Genomic DNA, 19,912 nt, shown 5'->3' with positions numbered 1-19,912 from the left:
GTTCCAGCTCAGCCAGGAAACCGAGCGGCGGCAGCGGGTGGCCGTTAAAGCAGGAGGTTGTGCCCATGTGGCAGGTGGGGCCGACGGGGTTGGCGGCAATCAGCAGGGAATCCTGATCGCAGTCGGTGCTGATGGCCACGAGTTGGAGCACATTGCCCGAGCTTTCACCCTTGGTCCAGAGCCGCTGCTTGCTGCGGCTAAAGAAGGTGACCTGACCGGTGGTCTGGGTTTTTTCCAGCGCCTCGCGGGTCATAAAGCCCTGCATCAGCACCTCGCCGCTGTCGGCATGCTGGACGATGGCGGGGATCATGCCATCACATTTTTCCCAGTCGAGCAGTTCGGCAAGGGGGCGCGCGCTGGCGGTTGTTTGTGTGTTATCAGAGAAGTTATTCACGGATGGCGACTCCTTCGGTTTTCAGCCAGCGTTTCAATTCGGGAATGGGGATAAGGCCCTTGTGGAAGACAGAAGCAGCCAGCGCCCCGTCCACATCGGCGAGGGTAAAGGCATCGCGAAAGTGCGCCATGGCACCGGCACCGCCGGAGGCGATCAGCGGTACCTTGCAGACGCTGCGCACCAGCTTGAGCTGGTCGAGATCATAACCCTGGCGCATGCCGTCCTGATTCATCACGTTCAGCACGATTTCGCCTGCGCCGCGTTTCTGCACCTCCTGCACCCAGTCGAGGGTGTGCCAGGCGGTGGTGCGGGTGCGGCTCTCGTCACCGGTAAACTGTTTGACCTGATAGTGACCCGTTTCGGCGTCGAAGTAGGAGTCGATCCCCACCACCACGCACTGCACGCCAAAGCGCTCGGCCAGTCGGCTGATGAGGGTCGGGTCGGCCAGCGCCGGAGAGTTGATGGAGACCTTGTCGGCGCCAAATTCGAGGATCTGGCGGGCGTCCTCCACGCTCTTGATGCCACCGGCGACGCAGAAGGGGATGTCGATCACCTCCGCCACCCGGCTCACCCAGCTCTTGTCCACCACCCGCGCATCGCTGGAGGCGGTGATGTCATAGAACACCAGCTCGTCAGCGCCCTCTTCGGCGTAGCGGCGCGCCAGCTCGACAATGCCGCCCATCACCTCGTGGTTGCGAAACTGCACCCCTTTGACCACCACGCCATCTTTCACGTCGAGGCAGGGAATAATGCGTCTTGCCAGCATCAGTTGCCTCCTGTGGTATCGGCTGCGGGAGCTTGCCAGCAGGCGATGGCGTCACCCACCGAGAACTTGCCCTCCAGCAGGGCGCGGCCAAGGATGATCCCCTTGACGCCGGAGCCCTTGAGCGCCTCGATATCCGCGATGCCGCCAATGCCGCCGGAGGCCTGAAAGGCAACGCTCGGGTAGCGGGCGCAGAGATCCCGATAGAGCTCGACGTTGGTGCCAGCCAGGGTGCCGTCACGGCTGATGTCGGTGCAGAGCACATGCTTGAGCCCGGCGGGGAGGAAGCGCTCGATGAGCGCCTCGATGGTCACGCCGCTGTTCTCCTGCCAGCCTGCCACCGCGATATGGCGATTGCCCTGCTCATCAATGTTGACGTCCAGCGCCAGCACGATCTGCTCGGGGCCATACTTCTCCATCCAGCTGGCCACCAGATCCGGGGATTTGACGGCGGTGGAGCCAATCACCACCCGGCTGGCACCGGCGGCCAGCAGATCTGCCACATCCTGCTCTGTGCGTACACCGCCACCGACCTGCACCGGCGCTTCGGTGGCCGACAGCAGTTGGGTCAACAGGGGCAACTGGCGCGCCTTGGCATCCTTGGCGCCGTCCAGATCCACCAGATGGAGCTGCACCGCCCCCTGGGAGACATATTCATCGAAGCGGGCCTGCGGGCTGCTGCTGTATTCGGTCTTCTGCTCGTAGTCCCCCTGATAGAGGCGAACCACCTGACCGTTGATAAGGTCAATTGCGGGAATGATCATGCTAGTCACAGCTCCAGAAAATTTTGCAGCAAACGGGCACCGGCTGCGCCTGAGCGCTCCGGGTGGAATTGGGCACCAAAGAAGTTACTGTGCTCTGCAACCCCGGCGACGATGGCGGTGAAAGGTTTGCCGTAGTCGCAGGTCGCCAGCGTCGCCCCGGTCACTTCCAGTGCATAGGAGTGGACGAAGTAGAAGTAGCTGCCGCTCGGGATCCCTTTGAGCAGAGGATGGGTCTCGTCATGCTCAATCTGGTTCCAGCCCATATGGGGCAGGCGCAGATTGCCCACTTCCATCAGCCGGATCTTGCCCGGCACTATGCCAAGGCAGTCGATAAGCCCGCCCTTGTTCGCGCCCTCGCTCATGGTCTCTTCGGAGGCCTCCGCCAGCATCTGCATGCCGAGGCAAAAGCCCAGCAGCGGTTGCTTGGCGGCGCGGATAAGGGGCACCAGCCCCCGTTCGTTGAGGTTGTTCATGGCGGCCACCGCGGTGCCGACACCGGGCAGGATCAGCTTGTCCGCCTGCTCGATATCGGCCGCCACGCTTGAGACCTGCGGCTGCACGCCGAGGCGTTCGAACGCCATCCTGACCGAGGCCAGATTCGCGCAGCCGGTGTCGATGATGACCAGCTTCTGCTTGCACACATCCATCACAGCACTCCCTTGCTGGAGGGGAGGTCGCTCCCTTCCACCCGAATGGCCTGACGCAGGGCGCGGCCAAAGCCTTTGAACAGCGCTTCCACCTGATGGTGGGTGTTGCCGCTGCCCACCTTCATCTGCAATGTGATGGCCATGGCGTCCGACAGAGAGCGGAAGAAGTGGGGCACCATCTCGGTGGCCATCTCGCCCACGTTGTCGCGGCCAAAACCGCTCGGGCAGTCGAATACGAAGTAGGGGCGACCGCTGAGATCCAGCGCTGTGCTCACCTCCTGCTCGGTCAGCGGACGCGCATCGATCACTGCCTGCACCTCATCCATCGCCAGTACGAAGCCGAATCGGCCGATGCCGCGCTTGTTGCCAAGGGCCTGACGCAGCGCTTGACCCAGCGCCAGTCCGACGTCTTCCACCGTGTGGTGATCGTCGATATGCAGATCGCCGCTGACGTTCAGCTTGAGCTGGAAACCGGCGTGGGTGGCAATCTGATCCAGCATGTGATCAAAGAAGCCGATGCCGGTGGCGATATGGTTGCCGCCGCTCTTGTTTGTGGCAGAAGGGTCGAGGTCCACCGCCACTTGAATGCGGGTCTCCTTGGTATAGCGCTCCACCTCGGCTACACGCCCCTTGGAGAGAAGCTGATCACGAATGGCGAGCCAGTTGTGATCCTGCGGGTGGTAGCGAATACCGCCAATGCCCATATTTTCGGCAAGCTGCAGATCGGTCTGGCGATCGCCAATCACGAAGGAGTTGGCAAAGTCGATGCGACCCGAGGCGAGATACTCCTTCACCAGCCCGAGGTGGGGCTTGCGGCAGCTGCAACCGTCGGTAGGGAAATGCGGGCAGATCAGCACCTGCTCCCACTTCACCCCTTGCGATTCAAACAGGTGCATCATCAGGTCGTGGGGCGGCTGGAAGTTCTCCAGCGGCAGGCTGGCGGTGCCCAGTCCATCCTGATTGGTCACCATCACCAGCACGTAGCCAGCGGCCTGCAACTCGCGCAGTACCGGAATGACCATGGGCTCGAAGCGCAGCTTGGCGAGGCTATCCACCTGCTTGTCGGTCACCGGCTCTTCTATCAAAGTGCCGTCGCGGTCGATAAACAAAAACGGGGTCTTCATCGCTACATCCTTGTCTTACAAAGTGGGAGAGGGCAGATCACGCAATACCGCCAGCACGGCATCCATCTCGCCCTGATAGCCGATGGTGATGCGAATGCTGTTGTCCAGACCCGGCTTGCTGGAGAAATCCCGCAGTATGATGCCGGCGGCCTTCATGGCGGCAAAGACGGCGGCGCCATCCACAAAGCGCACCAGCACGAAGTTGCCCTTGTCCTCGAATACTTCCTTCACGCAGGCAAGCTTTGTCAGCTCTGCCTTGAAGGCGGTTTTTTGCTTGTTGAGCGCCTCCACCCGCTCGCGCATCAGCTCCAGTCCCATGGGGGAGAGGGCCTGCGCCGCGATCTGGGCGATGGGCTCGGGGATGGGATAGGGGGCGATCACCTTGGCCAGCATGGCGATCACCTCTGGGCTTGCCAGCGTAAAGCCGCAGCGGATCCCCGCCAGGGCAAAAGCCTTGGAGAGGGTGCGGGTCACCACCAGATTGGGGAAGCAGGCCAGCAGGTCTACTACGGACGCTTCTGGGCAGAACTCGATATAGGCCTCGTCCACCACCACGATGGCGCGATCCCGGGCTTTCTCCAGCAGAGCGATGAGGCCGTCGCGCCCCACCAGATCCCCGGTGGGGTTGTTGGGGGAGCAGAGAAACACCAGCTTCACGTCGGAAAGGCGATCGGCAATGGCGGGCCAGTCAGGCTGGCGGCGGGTGGTGAGCGGCTGCTCGACGATACCAACGCCGCAGGTCTCGGCGCTGATGGCGTACATGCCATAGGTGGGCGGGCAGATGAGGATCTGATCTTCACCCGCTTCGCAGAAGGTGCGGATTAGCAGCTCGATGGCCTCGTCGGCGCCGCGACTGACCAGCACCTGATCCTGATTGACCCCGGCGTAAGCTGCATAGCCGTTCACTACCTCGGCCGGCTGGCACTCGGGGTAACGATTGAGACGGCTCCCCTCGATGGTGAAGGGATAGGCCTGCGGCGCCTCGTTGGCGTTGAGCCAGACGTGGCCCTTGCCGCCGATGCGGCGGGCTGACTGATAGGGAGTGAGGGCCCGCACCACGCGGCGCGCCAGATTGGCAATGCTCATGACAAATCCTTCTGCTGTGCTGTTTGTTGGGGCGCGGCGGCCAAGGCGTTCAATCTGAGGGAGACGGCATTTTTGTGGCCATCGAGCCCCTCGGCCTGGGCGATTCGCTCGACTATGGGGCCAAGGCCGCGAATACCGTCGGCGCTCAGCTCCTGCACCGTGTAGCGGCGCTGATAATCAGCGAGGCCAAGGCTCGAACAGGTGCGGGCATAGCCGTAGGTGGGCAGGGTGTGGTTGGTGCCGCTGGCGTAATCGCCGACCGACTCGGGCGTCCACTGGCCAAGAAAGATGGAACCGGCGTTCTCGAGTTTATCCAGCAGATCGCGGGGTGCTCGGGTCTGCACAATCAGGTGCTCCGGCGCATAGGCGTTGGAGATGGCACACGCCTCGGCCAGATCGTCACAGAGGATCACCAGACTGCTGCCGAGCGCCTGCGCGGCGATATCCCGGCGGCTCAACTTGGTCAGCTGGCTCTTGATTTCCCCTGCGATGGCATCGGCCAGCAGCGGCGAGGTGGTGACCAGCACCACCTGACTGTCGGGGCCGTGCTCGGCCTGGGAGAGCAGATCCGCCGCCACAAAGGCCGGGTTGGCGCTCTCGTCCGCAATCACCAGCACCTCGGAGGGGCCGGCTGGCATGTCGATGGCGGCGCCGCGCCAATCCGTCGAAACCTGCCCCTTGGCTTCGGTCACATAGGCGTTGCCCGGGCCGAAGATCTTGTCCACCTTGGGGATGCTCTCGGTACCGTAAGCCATGGCGGCGATGGCCTGGGCGCCGCCGATGGCGAACACCTTCTCGACCCCGCAGGCGCGGGCGGCGAACAGGATCTCGTCGCTCGCCGGGGACGGGGTGCAGAGCACCACTTCGCGGCAACCGGCGATAGCAGCCGGAATAGCCAGCATCATCACGGTGGAGGGGAGCGGCGCACTGCCCCCCGGCACATAGAGGCCGACCCGGCTGATGGGCTGGGTGCGCAGCTCGCACACCACCCCGGGCTGGGTCTCCACTCGCACCACAGGCTGCGCTTGCGCGGCGTGGAAGGTGCGAATGTTGGCAATCGCCGCTTCGATGGCGTTTTTGATCTCGTCATCCAGCCGCGCGCAGGCAGCTTCAATCTCGGCTTCGCTGACGCGCAACTGCTCACGGGGGGCGCGCTCGAAGCGCTGGCTCAGCTCGCGCAGGGCCTCATCGCCCCGGCTGCGCACCGCTGCGATGATATCCCGCACCACGGCGCCGATATCGGCCTCGTCATTGAGGGCGGGCCGGGTCAGCACATCGGCCTGCTGGGCGGGAGAGAGGGTCTTCCAGATCAGGGTCTGCATGATGTCCCTTCCTTATTCCATCATTTTTTCGATGGGCAACACCAGAATGGAGCTGGCGCCGAGAGCCTTGAGCTGCTCCATGGTCTCCCAGAACAGGGTCTCGCTGGATACGACGTGCAGGGCCACCTGATTGGTGTCACCGGCCAGCTGCATGATGGTGGGGCGCTCGGCACCCGGCAGCAGATCGGTGATGGCATCGAGCTTGTCTTTGGGGGCGTGCAGCATGATGTACTTGCTCTCGCGCGCCTGCTGCATCCCCTGAATGCGGGGCAGCAGTTTGTCGATCAGCTTCTGCTTGGCATCGGACAAGGGATTGGGGGCCTGAACCAGCACCGCCTTGGAGCGGTAGATCACCTCCACCTCTTTGAGGCCATTGGCCTCCAGCGTCGCGCCGGTGGAGACCAGATCGCAGATGGCATCTGCCAGGCCCGCGCGCGGCGCCACTTCCACCGAGCCGCCCAGCATCACGCTCTTGAAGCCAAGCCCCTTTTCATCAAAGAAGCGCTTGAGCAGCCCGGGGTAGGAGGTGGCAATGCGCTTGCCCGCCAGACTTTGTGGCCCCGTGTAGGTCACATCTTCTGGCACCGCCAGCGAGAGACGGCAGCCGCCAAAATCGAGCTGCTTGAGGGTTTTGACCGCAAAGGACTGGTCCTGTGAAGCGCGAATAAGCTGCACCTCTTCCAGCACGTTCTCGCCGATGATGCCAAGGTCGACCACCCCTTCCATCACCAGCCCCGGGATATCGTCATCACGCACCCGCAGGATATCGATGGGCATGTTCTCGACATGGGCGATAAGGCGCTGCTCGCGCAGGTTGATCTTGAGGCCACAGCTCTTGAACAGGGCTTGGGAGTCCTGGCTCAGACGACCGGACTTTTGCATGGCGATACGCAGACGTTGTGTTTCCATTGCTCGATTTCCTTTTAGTCAAAAACGAAAAAACCCTCGGAAGTGGGTGCTTCCGAGGGTTTATGAATCTTGCGGTCCTTTTGGAAGTCACCAGTAACGTGTCTTCCAGCAGTCAACCTCCTGAAAGACTATTCGGGATGATGATGGTGGTGATGAGTCTTCAGGCTGGTGAACTGCATGTAATCAATCCTTTACAAATAAGATGTCGTTGTTGACGCCCGATTTAAACTACCTGCCTTGACGGAAAAAGCAACCGGAAAATGTAATTTGGTCGATTAAAGTTGAGAAAACGGTTTTCTGGTCGATAACTAGACAATAACCCCTGCAGGAGTCGCCATCATGCCCAGCCAGGACCTGTTGTTCCCCATTTTGCCCCGGGCACCTGCCACCCCAGGCAGCGAAGAGATCAAGCGGGAAGTGAACCAGATCAGCAAGAAGCATCAGCTGCGCAAGACCAGCACTGACAACAGTGACTCCCAGCAGCGCCAGCAGGCTTATAGCCAGAAAAAGCACGATCAGCAGAAGGTGGAAGAGAGTGATCAAAAGCCGGATCCCGACCACCAGATCGATCTCTTCGTCTGAGCAGATTATCTGTCCCGCTTTTGCCGCACTTTTGGCATAATGGCCGCTTTGACCGCGGGACGCCCCTTTGACCATCCAGACCCTGTTCAAGCCAGATGGCCCTCTGGCCAGCCATATCGACGGTTTCAAAGCCCGCGCTCCCCAGCTGGAGATGGCCGAGGCGGTAGCCCGCGCCATCAAGAGCCATGGTCGCTTGCTGGTGGAGGCGGGGACAGGTACCGGCAAGACCTACGCCTATCTGGTGCCGGCGCTGGAGTCCGGCAAACGGATCGTGATCAGCACCGGCTCCAAAAACCTGCAGGAGCAGCTCTTTTACCGGGATCTCCCGACCATCACAGGCGCGCTCTCCTATACCCCGCCGGTGGCCCTGCTCAAGGGGCGCAGTAACTATTTGTGCATCGAGCGGATGAACCGGCTCTTGAGCGAATCCCACCTGCAAAAACCGGAAGTGCTCAATGATCTGGTGAAGGTGAAATCCTGGTCCACCGCCACCGACAATGGCGACGTGGGGGATATTCCGGGGCTGCAGGAGAACGCCGAGATCCTGGCTCATGTCACCAGCACCAATGAAAACTGCCTCGGTCGGGATTGCCCCTATTACGACGACTGCCATCTGGTGGTGGCCCGCCGCCGCGCCATGGACGCCCAGGTGGTGGTGATCAACCATCACCTCTTCTTCGCCGATATGGCGGTCAAAGACACCGGATTTGGCGAGCTGGTACCGGAAGCTCAGGTCTATGTGTTTGATGAAGCCCATCAGCTGCCGGAGATCGCCACCAGCTACTTTGGCAAGTCGGTGGGTAGCCGTACCATTCAGGATCTGGCACAGGATATCCAGCTTGCCTATCGGGCTGAAGCTCACGACATGGCCCAGCTCGGCAAGGCGGCTGACCGGCTCGCCATCGCCAGTCAGGATCTGCGGCTCGCCTTTGGCGTGGATGGCGGTCGCGGCAATACCCGCGACATGCTGCGCCAGCCGCTCTGGGGCCAGGCACTGGCTCGCCTCAATGACGCCATCGGGCTTTGCTATGAGGTGCTGAAGCTGGCGCTGGGGCGCGGTGAACAGCTGGATCACGCCTTCGAGCGCATCAGTGAACTGCGCACCCGCCTTGGTGAAGTGCTGGCGGTCAATCAGACCGGCTTCTCCTACTGGTATGACTGCTCGCGGCTGCACTTTACCCTCAACCTGACGCCGCTCTCGGTAGCCGAGCGGTTCGGGGCCGAGGTACTGCGCTCTGAGGTAGCTTGGGTCTTTACCTCCGCCACCCTGACGGTTGATATGCGCTTTGATCACTTCAAGGCCGAGCTGGGGCTGGCAGGCAGCGCCGAGCTTATCCTCGACAGTCCGTTTGACTATGGCGAGCAGGCGCGGCTCTGCGTGCCGCGTTTCCTGCCCGAGCCCAACGCCTTTGGCCGTGGCGAGCAGTTGGCCAATCTGATGATCCCGCTGATCAACAAGACGCCGGGTGGCTGTTTCTTCCTCTGCACCAGTCATCAGGTGATGCGTCAGGTGGCCGAGGTGCTGCGCCGGGAGATTGGCCGCACTGTGCTGCTGCAGGGGGAGGACAACAAGCAGCGGCTGCTCAAGGAGTTTGTCGATAATGGCCGCGCCGTGCTGGTGGCGACCAGTAGCTTCTGGGAGGGGATCGACGTGCGAGGCGCTGCACTCTCCTGTGTTATCATCGACAAGCTTCCCTTTGCGAGCCCCGATGACCCTCAGCTCAAGGCACGGGTGGAGGATTGCAAGTTAAAGGGCGGCGATCCCTTTGCCGAACTTCAGCTGCCCAAAGCGGTGATTGCGCTCAAACAGGGGGTAGGGCGGCTTATTCGTGATCGCAGTGATCACGGCGTGCTGGTTATCTGTGATCCACGCATGGTCAACAAACCCTACGGTGCCACCTTCATCAAGAGTCTGCCCGCTATTCCGCGAACCCGGGAGCTGGCGACGCTGGGCAATTTTTTTGACCGCAGTCGAATAAACCCGCCTGAGATGTGGCCTATTGCGTCCGTTCAGGTGAGTGATTTTCGCTGACAAACGATTTGAACAACGGGCGTGCATCTCTCGCTTGTCCGTTATGTAATTGACTGATTTTATAGAGATTGGAAAGCATGAACGAGTTGAAGATCCTGGCCGTTGATACCGCCACCGAAGCCTGCTCCGCCGCCTTGCTGGTGGGTGACAAGGTATTCTCCCGTTGGGAGGAGGCGCCACGGGATCACACCCGCAAGATCCTGCCGATGGTTCAGGCTCTGTTGGACGAAGCGGGAATAACCTTGGACAAGCTCGATGCCATCGCCTTTGGCCGTGGTCCGGGTTCTTTTACCGGGGTGCGGATCGGTATCGGCGTCGCACAAGGGCTGGCGTTTGGTGCTGGCGTGCCGCTGATTGGCATCTCTACCCTGGCTGCCATGGCGCAAGGGGCTCATCGGCTGGAAGGGGCCGAGCGGGTGCTGACCGCCATCGATGCACGCATGGACGAGGTCTATTTCGGTCACTACGAGCTGATCGATGGTCGTATCCAGCTGGTGGGTGAAGAGGTGGTGAGTGGCCCGGCCGCACTGGTGGAAGCCCGTGGCAAGCACTCTGGCTGCTTTACCTGTGTTGGTACCGGTTTTGAGACCTATGGGGAAACCCTCAAGGCTCTTGCCGACGAGCTGGTGGTCAGCCAGGTGCGTTTCCCGGCCGCAGAAGACATGTTGCCGCTGGCCCGCACTGCCTGGCTGGCGGGTGAAGCGGTCGCGGTCGAGCAGGCGACCCCGGTATATTTGCGTGACAAGGTGACCTGGAAAAAGCTGCCGGGTCGTGAATAAGGGCAAAGGAGCCATGGCTTTCATGTCGCCTTTGCCCACCGAGACTCGCCCTGTCATGGGTTGGGTCGTGGCCTTGGGGCCGGTTCGGCGAGAGGAGAGTGACATGTTGAAACGTGCGATGGTGGTTGGGGCGACAGCCCTGCTGCTCGGGGCCTGCAGTACGGTGCCCAAGGAGCTGGTCTATCAACCGGAGAACCAGCTGGTGGCCTATCAGCCGGCTCTCGGCAGTATGGAAGGCAAGCCTGCCCGCTGGAGTGGCATCATTTCCGCGGTGCACAACAAGTCGGATCAGAGCGTCATCGAGGTGGTCTATCTGCCGCTGCAGGCCAACGGCGTGCCGGAGCAGACCGAGCAGAGCCCGGGTCGTTTTCTGGCCATCATGAAGGGCTTTGTCGACCCGACCCTCTATGCCAAGGGGCGCAGCCTGACGGTGCTCGGCACCATCGGCAAACCGGTGGATAGCCAGATTGGCGAGCACAACTATCGCTTCTCGGTGCTCAATGTGACGGGCAGCAAGTTGTGGCCGCCGGTCAAGGAGGTGGAGGTTCGCTATGTGGATCCCTACTTCTACGACCCCTTTTACGATCCCTTCTGGCCAAGACGGCCACTCCATCGCTAGGAGCAGGCATTGAGTACCCCGATGCAAGAGCGTTTCGTCACCCTGGCGGATGGCCGCCGGGTGGCCTTGCTCGAGAACCGGCAAGCGGGTTCCGAGCTGCCACAAAAGCCCCTGTTGATCGCACTGCATGGCTGGCTCGACAATGGTGCCAGCTTCCTGCCCCTTGCCCCGTATCTCGATGATTTTCATCTGGTGTGCGTCGATCTGCCGGGACATGGTCACTCTGATCACAAGCAAACGCCCTATGTCTTTGTCGACTGGCTCGACGATCTCTACCAGATCACCCAGGCCGCAGGCTGGTCCCGTTTCATCCTGCTGGGCCACTCCCTTGGTGCCCTCATCGCTTCTGCCTATGCCGGCGTTTTCCCCGAACAGATAGAGCGGCTCATTCTGCTGGAGGGGCTCGGGCCGCTCACGCAGCCTGACGAGGAAGTTCCTGCCCAGATAAGGAGAGCGATCCTCAATCGCTGCCGTACCCGCGAGCGAAGTGCGGCTGGTTTTGCCTCCATCGATGAAGCGGTCGCGGCGCGTTGCAAGGTGGCAGAGATAACGCCAGAGGCGGCACGCCTTATTTGCGAGCGGCAACTTGAGGAGCGGGCAGAGCGCTGGCAGTGGCGCAGCGATCCCCGCTTGCGAGATCTCTCGCCGCTTCGGATGAGCGAGGGACAGGCGCAGGCGCTGATCAAGGCAATCTGCTGCCCGGTGCTCTTTATCCGAGGTGAACAGGGATTTGCCGAGCTGGAGGCACAGTGGCAGTTGCGACAGGGGGCCTTCAGGCAGATAGAGCAGGTGATTTTGCCGGGAAATCACCATTTTCATATGGAAAATGGCGCAGCAACCGCCGTTTGTATCGTAAATTTTTGTCAAGTTAGGTAGAATCACCGGCTTTCTATAATTCCAGGTTTGTCATCCCCCTCACATTTTTCCGTTGTTAATTTGCTGTTAATTGATGTTGCGCTGTGTAAATATGGGCGGCATTAGAGTACGTGCTTAAAACAGTTGATTGAAATCGATGTGAACAGGGACGGAGGCAACAGAGTGAGCGCACAGGTGCTAGTTATGCAGGAGAAGTTCGTGGAAAAAGTTTGGCTCAAGCGTTATCCACAAGGGGTCCCCGCCGAGATCAATCCGGAGCAGTTCAGCTCGCTGGTCGAGATGTTTGAATCCTCAGTGAGCCAGTTTGCCGACCAGCCCGCTTTCGTCAACATGGGGCAGACCATCACCTACCGCCGACTGGAAGAGCAGTCCCGCGCCTTTGCTGCCTACCTGCAAAACGAGCTGAAGCTGGAGAAGGGTGATCGGGTCGCGGTGATGATGCCGAACCTGCTGCAATACCCCATCGCCGTGTTTGGCATCCTGCGTGCCGGCATGATAGTGGTCAACGTCAACCCGCTCTATACCCCGCGCGAGCTGGAGCACCAGCTCAAGGACTCCGGCGCCAAGGCCATTGTCATCGTCTCCAACTTCGCCCATACCCTGGAAAAAGTGGTCTACGACACCCCGGTCAAGCACGTCATCCTGACCCGCATGGGGGACAACCTGGGTCTGGCGAAGGGCACCCTGGTCAACTTCGTGGTGAAATACGTCAAGAAGCTGGTACCCAAATACAACCTGCCGCACGCCACCACCATGCGCCAGGCGCTGGCCAAAGGGCGTTATCAGCAGTACATCAAGCCGGAGATCGCCTGCGAAGATCTCGCCTTCTTGCAGTACACCGGCGGTACTACCGGTCTCTCCAAGGGAGCCATGCTGACCCACCGCAACATGATTGCCAACGTCGAGCAGTGCCTTGGCGTCTATGGCCCCATGCTGGAGCGGGGCAAGGAGTTCGTGGTCACCGCTTTGCCGCTCTACCACGTCTTCGCGCTGACCGTGAACTGCCTGCTGTTTATGCGCCTTGGTGGTTACAACCTGCTCATCAGCAACCCGCGCGATATCCCGGGTTTTGTCAAAGAGATCAAGAAGTACCCCTTCACCTGCATCACCGGCGTCAACACCCTGTTCAACGCCTTGGTCAACAATGCCGAGTTTCAGAGCATCGCCTTTGACAAGCTCAAGCTCACCATCGGTGGCGGCATGGCGGTGCAACGCGCGGTGGCGGAGCAGTGGAAGAAACTGACCGGCACCCCGCTGCTGGAAGGTTACGGCCTGACCGAGTGCTCGCCGCTGGTGAGCGTCTGCCCCTACGATCTGAGCGATTACAACGGCTCCATCGGCCTGCCGGTCTGCTCCACCGATATCCGTCTGGTGGATGACAACGGTCAGGTGATCCACGAATTCGGTACCCCGGGCGAGATGCAGGTGCGTGGCCCGCAGGTGATGGTCGGCTACTGGCAGCGTCCCGAGGCTACTGCCGAAGTGATGCAGGATGGCTGGCTCTGTACCGGTGATATCGCTGTGTGCGACGAACAGGGCTTCTTCAAGATCGTCGATCGCAAGAAGGACATGATCCTGGTCTCCGGTTTCAACGTCTATCCGAACGAGATCGAAGATGTGGTGGCGCTCCATCCGAAAGTGCTGGAGGTGGCCGCAGTCGGCGTGCCGCACAAGGTCTCCGGCGAGCTGGTGAAGATCTTTGTGGTCAAGAAAGATCCAAAGCTGCAGGAGGACGAGATTATTGCCCACTGCCGCAAACATCTGACTGCCTATAAGGTGCCGAAACTGGTAGAATTTCGTGACGAACTTCCCAAGACCAATGTGGGCAAGATCCTGCGCCGCGTACTGCGTGACGAGGAGATTGCCAAGCAGTAAGGCGCTGCACCGGGCTTTCTGGTGTGCCGCAGTGATGCAAAACCGTGGGTCATCCCACGGTTTTTTCTTTTTGGCCCTGATCAACCGCGCAGGCACAGATGCAATATCAACTTATCACTCAGCAAGCCGAACTTGAGCAGTATCTCGCTTCTCTGGCCGACGTTCCCCTGGCTATCGATACTGAATTCGTTCGCACCCGCACCTACTATCCCCAGCTTGGCCTGTTTCAGATCTACGACGGCCAGCAACTGGCGCTGCTCGACCCGCTCACTCTCGATCTGGCTCCGCTCTGGCAGCGGCTTGGTCGGGCAGGGCAGATTGCCATTTTGCACGCCTCCGGTGAAGATCTGGAGCTGATCCAGCATCAGGCCGGCCATCTGCCCAACCAGATGCACGACACCCAGCTGGCTGCCGCATTCCTCGGCCACGGCGTATCGGTCGGTTTCGGCGCGTTGGTCAAGGAGTTCCTCGGCGTGGAGCTGGAGAAGGATCAGGCCCGTACCGACTGGCTGGCCCGCCCGCTGACCCCGCGCCAGCTTGAATATGCAGCGGCTGACGTATTCTACCTGATGCCGCTCTACGAGAAGGTGATGGCCAAACTGCGGGAAAGCGGCAAGTTTGCCTGGTTCGAACAGGAGTGCCAAAACCACTCCGCCCGCAAGACCCAGGGCAGCGATCCCCGTCAAGCCTATCTCGATATCGTCAATGCCTGGCAACTGGGGCGGCGTGAGCTGGCCATCCTGCGTGAACTGGCCGCCTGGCGCCAGCAGGAGGCGGTACGCCGCGATCTGGCCCTCAACTTTGTGGTGAAAGAGCTGCACCTGTTCAAGGTAGCGGAGCGCCGTGCCGCTTCCCTGCGCGACCTCAACGAGCTCGGCCTCTCGCCTATCGAGATCAAGATCCACGGCAAGCGGATGCTCGATATCGTTGCCAAGGCGCAGCAGAGCGACCCTGACAGCTGGCCCGAGCCCATTCGCCGGCTGGTGGACTATCCCCAGTACAAGGGCGAGCTCAAGCGGATCAAGGCGCTGGTGGAGGAGAAGGCCAAGGCGAGCAACATTCCGCCCGAGCTGATTGCCAGCAAGAAGATCATCCACCAGTACTTCACCTGGAACTGGCGGATGGGAGATGCGGAGCGTGCCCGTGCCGACAAACCCATGCTGCTGCAAGGGTGGCGCCATGAGTTGGTAGGTCACCTTTTGGAACAATAAGCGAACTTATTGTTGCACCTATGAATCAATCCCCACCCTCGGGTGGGGATTTTTTATTGGACGACATTCAGAGAGAGGAATGATGGGGTGGCCGATCTGGCCAAGCGATCAATTTGGCTGGTGCTAGCGGAAATAGGGGAAGAGTGAAAAAGGCAGCGGAAACCGCTGCCTTTTTTGATCACCAGATAGGCTGGGTCAGGTAGGGGTTGCTCGCCTTCTCGCGGCCGAAGGTGGAGCTGGGGCCGTGGCCCGGGATAAAGACGATCTCGTCGCCAAGGGGCAGCAGAGTCTCGGTGATCGACTTAATCAGGGTCGCGTGATCGCCACGGGGGAAGTCGGTGCGGCCGATGCTGCCGGCAAACAGCACGTCGCCAACCCAGGCGAGTTTTTCGGCCTGGCTCAGCAGCACAATATGGCCCGGGGTGTGGCCGGGGCAGAAGTAGACCTCCAGCTCGCACTGGCCAAGCTGCACCTTGTCACCCTGCTCAAGCCAGCGATCCGGCGTGAAGGCGGGGGTATGGGCGAAGCCGAACATCTGGCTCTGCTGGGGCAGCATGTCGAGCCAGAAGGCGTCTTCCTTGTGGGGGCCAGTAATGGCGACGCCGGTCTTTTCCCGCAGCTCGGCGGCAGCACCAACGTGATCCAGATGACCGTGGGTCAGCAGGATATGGGTCAGGGTCAGGCCGCGTTTGGCGATGGCGGCCAGCAGTTTGTCCGCTTCGCCGCCCGGGTCGATCAGGGCCGCCTGATGGGTCTCGTCACACCAGATGAGGGAGCAGTTCTGGGCGAACTGGGTGACCGGGATCACCTCGAATTTCAACATAGAGTTCCTCTCTTGGGATGGGTCAGCAGCGCAGCGCGTTGGCATGTTGCTCGGCGAAATAGTCGAGGCAGGCCTGCTTGTCACCGCGAAACACGATGCGCTCCTGTTTGTTGCCAAGCTGATAGAGATACATGGGGTCGTAGTAACGGGTCAGCAGCAACGTGATCCAGGCCAGATGCAGCGCGGTATCTCCGCTCTTTTCCTGCTCGGTGAGAGCGGTCTGCATCAGGGCATCCAGCTCGCGGTGGGCCTGATCGCCGAGGCGGCGCTTGAGGCGAGCCAGCGCATCGGTGAGATAGGCGGCAAACAGCGGCCAACCGGCTTCCTGGCCATACATGGCTTGATAGCGCAGCCAGAGATCGTGCACGTAATCTTCACGGATCTGCTCGGCCCGATCGATCTGCGGTACATCCACTACTACCAGCGGTGCCTGACTCATGGCCTCATGGAGGGAGAGGGGCAGGCAGCAGCGGCCAATCAGCCGGCTCTCATCCTCGACCACGAAGGCCTGCTCGCCGCGATGGCGGCGTTTGAGCAGTTCGATGGCGAGGTTGTTTTCAAAGTTGATGTTGCTGGGCTGGCCGCCGGGCAGCTGGCCAAAGGAGGAGCCCCTGTGGTGGGCGTGCCCCTCCAGATCCACGGCTTGGGTCACCTGATCGAGCATATGGGTCTTGCCAGAGCCGGTCATGCCGGTCAGCACGCTCCAGTGACACTCGGCAGAGGCCTTGTCCTGGGTGTCGATCAGAAAACGGCGCAGCTCCTTGTAGCCACCGGCGACGCGGGGGCGAGTGACCCCCGCTTCAGCCAGCCACTGTTGTACGGTTTGCGAGCGCAGGCCGCCGCGAAAGCAGTAGAGCAGGGCATCGGGCTGCTGGCGCAACTGCGCCAGCCAGCCTTCGAGTCGCTCGGCACGTACTGCTCCCCCCACCAGCTTGTGTCCAAGCTCAATGGCGGCGGCCTGACCCTGCTTCTTGAAGCAGGTCCCCACCTGGGCGCGCTCATCGTCTGTCATCAAGGGCAGACTGGTCGAGCAGGGGAAGGCCCCCTCCTTGAACTCGATGGGGGCGCGCACATCAATCAACGGCACATCGCCTAAAAAAATCTGGGCGTAGTCCGTGGCCAGTGGCAATTCACTCATTGGACAATCTCGATATAGCGGGTGCCCTCAAGGGGCTTGATCTGGCCGATGGGCGAGAGCGCAAGGCCAGCTTCGCGCGCGATGGCGAGCAGCTCGGCTTCGCTCTCCTTGCTCACTGCAACCAGCAGGCCGCCGCTGGTTTGCGGATCGCACATGATGTTGCGGGTGCGATCGTCCATGGCATCGAGCTTGTGGCCGTAAGAGTCGTGGTTGCGCAGGGTCCCGCCCGGGACGCAGCCCTCGGCGAGGTAGTAATCCACCTCGTCCAGCAGCGGCAGCGCCTTGAAGTCGAGTCGGGCGCTGACATTGGATCCTTCGCACATCTCCAGCAGATGGCCCGCCAGACCAAAACCGGTCACGTCGGTCATGGCGTGAACACCCGGCAGTTCGGCAAAGCGTTGACCGATCTTGTTGAGGGTGCACATGGCGTTGGGGGCCAGTTGATCGTGTTCAGGCTTCAGCTTGCCCTTCTTCTGGGCGGTGGTGAGGATACCGATACCAAGGGGCTTGGTCAGATAGAGGGTGTCACCCACCTTGGCTGTGTCGTTCTGCTTGATGGCGTCGAGGGGCACGATACCGGTCACCGCGAGGCCGAAGATGGGCTCGGGGGCATCGATACTGTGACCACCGGCCAGCGAAATCCCCGCTTCATGGCACACCTGACGGCCACCGTCGATCACCTGCTGGGCCACTTCCGGCGCCAGGGTATTGATGGGCCAGCCGAGGATGGCGATGGCAACGATAGGCTTGCCGCCCATGGCGTAGATATCGCTGATGGCGTTGGTGGCGGCGATGCGGCCAAAGGTGAAGGGGTCATCGACGATGGGCATGAAGAAGTCGGTGGTGGAGACAATGCCCTGACCGTTGCCGATATCGACCACGGCCGCGTCATCCTTGCTGCTGTTGCCAACGATCAGGGTCGGGTCGTTGAAGCCCGGGATCTGGCTCGTGAGAATGGTGTCGAGCACCTTGGGAGAGATTTTGCAGCCACAGCCAGCACCGTGGCTGTATTGGGTCAGACGAATGGAAGACATACTTACCCCTTGTTTGTGCACCGTGTGCAGAGGCTCTGCGGGAGCCATCTTGGTCAATGCGCGGCCATCTACCGTCATGTAAAGAGCCGCAAAAATAGGTGGCCTTGGCTGCTTCTGGAAGCAGTGATGTCAGGCAGTCACGCAGGGCTGCCGGGTAGGACGGGGAAAAAGAGGCGACAGATGCGCCAACACAGCCCCGCCAAGGGCCACAGGACAGGGCATTATGCCACAAATGCCCCCTTCGGTTCGAACAGGAATTCACACAAAGCGAAGGGGATTGGCGGGTGGAAGGTAAGGGAGGAGGGCGCTGGCGTGAGCCGCTCAGTTATCGGCAGAGGGGAGAGCACTCGTGGATTTGCCCCGCAGAGGTTGGCTTAGCCTCTGCGGGGCAATCAGCTGGCGAAAGCAGATTAGCCGGCTTGCTCCAGCATCGGTTGGCGAGCCTTGCCCAAGCGGCGCAGGCGCCGTTGCAGTGGCCGCTCCAGCAGGTTGTAGCTCAACGCCGAGAGCCCGATCAGCACCGCCAGCATCAGCAAGGTTGCCACTACCCCCAGCAGCGGGTTGGTCTGGCCATACCACCACTCGGTGATCCCCGGTGCCAGATAGTGGATGAGCTCGCACCCGGTGAGCAGCACCAGCGCATGGAGCAGATAGATGGAGTAGGAGAGATCCCCCAGCCAGTTGGTGAAGCGGTTATCCAGGAGGCGCAGCAGCGGACTCTGGCGCTCCCCCTGAGCGGCACAAATCCAGATCAGCAGCACGTAGGAGCCGATCAGCAGCAGTGTCAGTGGTGGCGTCATGGTGAACTGCATCAGCGCGAAGGGCAGTACAAAGGCAACCAGCAGCGGCAGATCATGTTTCATCATGGGCAAGCCTTTCGCGGCCTTGACCCTCGGCAGCAGCCAGAGGCCGAGCACAAATTCACTCACCCCGCGCCCCACCGCCAGCGCCCCGCTGGTGACATCCAGGGTGCCGCGACTGTGCACGATAAAGGCCAGCACCGTCAGCGCCATCAGGGGGGCGAGATGGCTCCAGCGACTGCGGGTGACCGCCAGCGGAATAAGCAGCGGAAACAGCAGGTAGCTGATCCACTCTACGCTCAGCGACCAGGCGGCGAAGTTCCAGGTCAGTCCGTGGTCGGTCACCACCTGCAGCAGCAGGAAGGCGCTCGGCAACGCTTCGGCCGGGGTGAAGGGGGAGCCGAAGGGGGGCATCCCTTCCCACTCCCACATCTTGAACAAGGGGCCGGCGTAGAAGCCCACCCCATGCTGCGCCTTGTAAAGCTCCCAGCCGACCAGCAGCAGCAGGGTCACCAGATAGAGAGGGTAGACGCGGGTCAGCCGTAGCCAGAGAAAGCGGCCATAGCTCACGGTGCGGGGCGTGCGGGTGAAGGCCTCCCCATAGACATGGGCCAGCACCACGCCGCTCAAAATAAAGAACAGGTCGACCCAGAGGTAGCCATTCTCGATGAGTTGGGTGTGGCCTGCGATCGACTCCATCCACTGGGGAAAGAGCAGTAAGCGGGCATGGAACAGTACCACCATCAGGGCAGCGATGCCCCGCAGCGGCGTTAACAGCGGCAATGATTGATTCATAACGGGATCCCTTGTGATGTTCAGCTTGGCCTGACATCGACTTTTGTTGTTGTACCGTCCATCAATTCTGATAGGACGGTTGCCCCGGCTTGGTTGCCGCAGGCGGGATCACACTACGGAAAAGAGAGTCATACGGGTGTGATTTAAATCATGAATGTGCAGTTCTTGTGCAAACAAATTTAAACAAATGCAGGCGTGGGATGCAGGGAGGGAAGAGGAGGAGAGAGAACCCCAATAAAAGCAGATAGTGTGGTCATCGGAGCGAGGGTCAGGTCTATAGGCGTTAAGCAAAACAATCAGGCCCGCAAGGGGCCTGATTGATCACAAGAGGAGGGTGGT

Annotated in this window: 19 protein-coding genes and 1 other annotated feature; of the genes, 7 read left to right on the top strand and 12 right to left on the bottom strand. The window is 60.9% G+C overall.

The features are described from left to right. The 8 genes from hisI to hisG form a co-directional block, all read right to left on the bottom strand. A partial coding sequence (gene hisI, locus AACS24_RS06400; protein ID WP_108570582.1) for a phosphoribosyl-AMP cyclohydrolase occupies window positions 1-394 on the bottom strand: 394 nt, incomplete at its 3' end. Beyond that, complete coding sequence (gene hisF, locus AACS24_RS06395) at window positions 387-1,160, bottom strand: imidazole glycerol phosphate synthase subunit HisF (protein ID WP_019446757.1); 774 nt, start codon at window positions 1,158-1,160, stop codon at window positions 387-389. The genes hisF and hisI, both read right to left, overlap by 8 nt. After that, complete coding sequence (gene hisA / locus AACS24_RS06390) at window positions 1,160-1,921, bottom strand: 1-(5-phosphoribosyl)-5-[(5-phosphoribosylamino)methylideneamino]imidazole-4-carboxamide isomerase (RefSeq protein ID WP_042030922.1); 762 nt, start codon at window positions 1,919-1,921, stop codon at window positions 1,160-1,162. Before hisA ends, hisF begins: the two co-directional genes overlap by 1 nt. Before the next feature lie 5 nt (window positions 1,922-1,926). Then, on the bottom strand, window positions 1,927-2,568 hold the full coding sequence (hisH, locus tag AACS24_RS06385) for an imidazole glycerol phosphate synthase subunit HisH (RefSeq protein ID WP_108570581.1): 642 nt from the start codon (window positions 2,566-2,568) through the stop codon (window positions 1,927-1,929). Next, window positions 2,568-3,692 carry a bifunctional histidinol-phosphatase/imidazoleglycerol-phosphate dehydratase HisB gene (hisB, locus tag AACS24_RS06380; RefSeq protein ID WP_108570580.1) on the bottom strand — a complete coding sequence of 375 codons (1,125 nt, stop codon included), beginning with the start codon at window positions 3,690-3,692 and terminating at the stop codon, window positions 2,568-2,570. The genes hisH and hisB overlap by 1 nt, the downstream gene beginning before the upstream one ends. A 15-nt stretch (window positions 3,693-3,707) precedes the next feature. Continuing rightward, on the bottom strand, window positions 3,708-4,778 hold the full coding sequence (gene hisC, locus AACS24_RS06375; protein ID WP_108570579.1) for a histidinol-phosphate transaminase: 1,071 nt from the start codon (window positions 4,776-4,778) through the stop codon (window positions 3,708-3,710). Continuing rightward, on the bottom strand, window positions 4,775-6,100 hold the full coding sequence (gene hisD / locus AACS24_RS06370; protein WP_108570578.1) for a histidinol dehydrogenase: 1,326 nt from the start codon (window positions 6,098-6,100) through the stop codon (window positions 4,775-4,777). The genes hisC and hisD overlap by 4 nt, the downstream gene beginning before the upstream one ends. 12 nt (window positions 6,101-6,112) lie before the next feature. Then, window positions 6,113-7,009, bottom strand: coding sequence for an ATP phosphoribosyltransferase (gene hisG / locus AACS24_RS06365; RefSeq protein WP_108570577.1), 897 nt, complete (start codon window positions 7,007-7,009; stop codon window positions 6,113-6,115). A 24-nt stretch (window positions 7,010-7,033) separates the two neighbouring features. Beyond that, window positions 7,034-7,162, bottom strand: a sequence feature (His leader region). A gap of 186 nt (window positions 7,163-7,348) precedes the next feature. Here hisG and AACS24_RS06360 point away from each other — a divergent pair. The 7 genes from AACS24_RS06360 to rnd all read left to right on the top strand — a co-directional run bounded on the left by AACS24_RS06360 (window position 7,349) and on the right by rnd (window position 14,983). Next, on the top strand, window positions 7,349-7,591 hold the full coding sequence (locus AACS24_RS06360) for a hypothetical protein (RefSeq protein ID WP_108570576.1): 243 nt from the start codon (window positions 7,349-7,351) through the stop codon (window positions 7,589-7,591). A 67-nt stretch (window positions 7,592-7,658) separates the two neighbouring features. Beyond that, on the top strand, window positions 7,659-9,623 hold the full coding sequence (locus AACS24_RS06355; protein WP_108570575.1) for an ATP-dependent DNA helicase: 1,965 nt from the start codon (window positions 7,659-7,661) through the stop codon (window positions 9,621-9,623). Between the two features lie 77 nt (window positions 9,624-9,700). Beyond that, a complete protein-coding gene (gene tsaB / locus AACS24_RS06350) occupies window positions 9,701-10,402 on the top strand; it encodes a tRNA (adenosine(37)-N6)-threonylcarbamoyltransferase complex dimerization subunit type 1 TsaB (protein WP_181364147.1) in 702 nt (233 codons plus the stop codon). Window positions 10,403-10,505: 103 nt separating this feature from the next. Then, the gene (locus AACS24_RS06345) at window positions 10,506-11,021 is read left to right on the top strand and encodes a Slp family lipoprotein (RefSeq protein ID WP_108570574.1); all 516 of its coding nucleotides are present in this window, start codon (window positions 10,506-10,508) and stop codon (window positions 11,019-11,021) included. A 9-nt stretch (window positions 11,022-11,030) separates the two neighbouring features. Then, window positions 11,031-11,897, top strand: coding sequence for an alpha/beta fold hydrolase (locus AACS24_RS06340; protein WP_181364146.1), 867 nt, complete (start codon window positions 11,031-11,033; stop codon window positions 11,895-11,897). Window positions 11,898-12,095: 198 nt separating this feature from the next. Beyond that, a complete protein-coding gene (gene fadD, locus AACS24_RS06335) occupies window positions 12,096-13,772 on the top strand; it encodes a long-chain-fatty-acid--CoA ligase FadD (protein WP_108570586.1) in 1,677 nt (558 codons plus the stop codon). A 98-nt stretch (window positions 13,773-13,870) separates the two neighbouring features. Beyond that, window positions 13,871-14,983: a ribonuclease D gene (gene rnd / locus AACS24_RS06330; RefSeq protein ID WP_108570572.1), complete on the top strand. Its 1,113-nt coding sequence runs from the start codon at window positions 13,871-13,873 to the stop codon at window positions 14,981-14,983. A gap of 178 nt (window positions 14,984-15,161) precedes the next feature. On the opposite strand, the gene AACS24_RS06325 is transcribed toward rnd, so the two are convergent. The 4 genes from AACS24_RS06325 to AACS24_RS06310 all read right to left on the bottom strand — a co-directional run bounded on the left by AACS24_RS06325 (window position 15,162) and on the right by AACS24_RS06310 (window position 19,573). After that, window positions 15,162-15,806: an MBL fold metallo-hydrolase gene (locus tag AACS24_RS06325; RefSeq protein WP_108570571.1), complete on the bottom strand. Its 645-nt coding sequence runs from the start codon at window positions 15,804-15,806 to the stop codon at window positions 15,162-15,164. A gap of 22 nt (window positions 15,807-15,828) precedes the next feature. Next, the gene (gene mnmH / locus AACS24_RS06320; protein ID WP_108570570.1) at window positions 15,829-16,944 is read right to left on the bottom strand and encodes a tRNA 2-selenouridine(34) synthase MnmH; all 1,116 of its coding nucleotides are present in this window, start codon (window positions 16,942-16,944) and stop codon (window positions 15,829-15,831) included. Beyond that, window positions 16,941-17,978 carry a selenide, water dikinase SelD gene (gene selD, locus AACS24_RS06315; protein ID WP_108570569.1) on the bottom strand — a complete coding sequence of 346 codons (1,038 nt, stop codon included), beginning with the start codon at window positions 17,976-17,978 and terminating at the stop codon, window positions 16,941-16,943. The genes mnmH and selD overlap by 4 nt, the downstream gene beginning before the upstream one ends. Window positions 17,979-18,388: 410 nt before the next feature. Beyond that, a complete protein-coding gene (locus AACS24_RS06310) occupies window positions 18,389-19,573 on the bottom strand; it encodes an acyltransferase family protein (RefSeq protein ID WP_108570568.1) in 1,185 nt (394 codons plus the stop codon). Window positions 19,574-19,912: the final 339 nt, after the last annotated feature.

The sequence above is a fragment of the Aeromonas sp. HMWF016 genome (genome assembly GCF_963878195.1).
Taxonomy (GTDB): Bacteria; Pseudomonadota; Gammaproteobacteria; order Enterobacterales; family Aeromonadaceae; genus Aeromonas; species Aeromonas lacus.
Note: the sequence above shows the minus strand (reverse complement) of the source record. Positions and strands in the feature narration are given on the sequence as shown.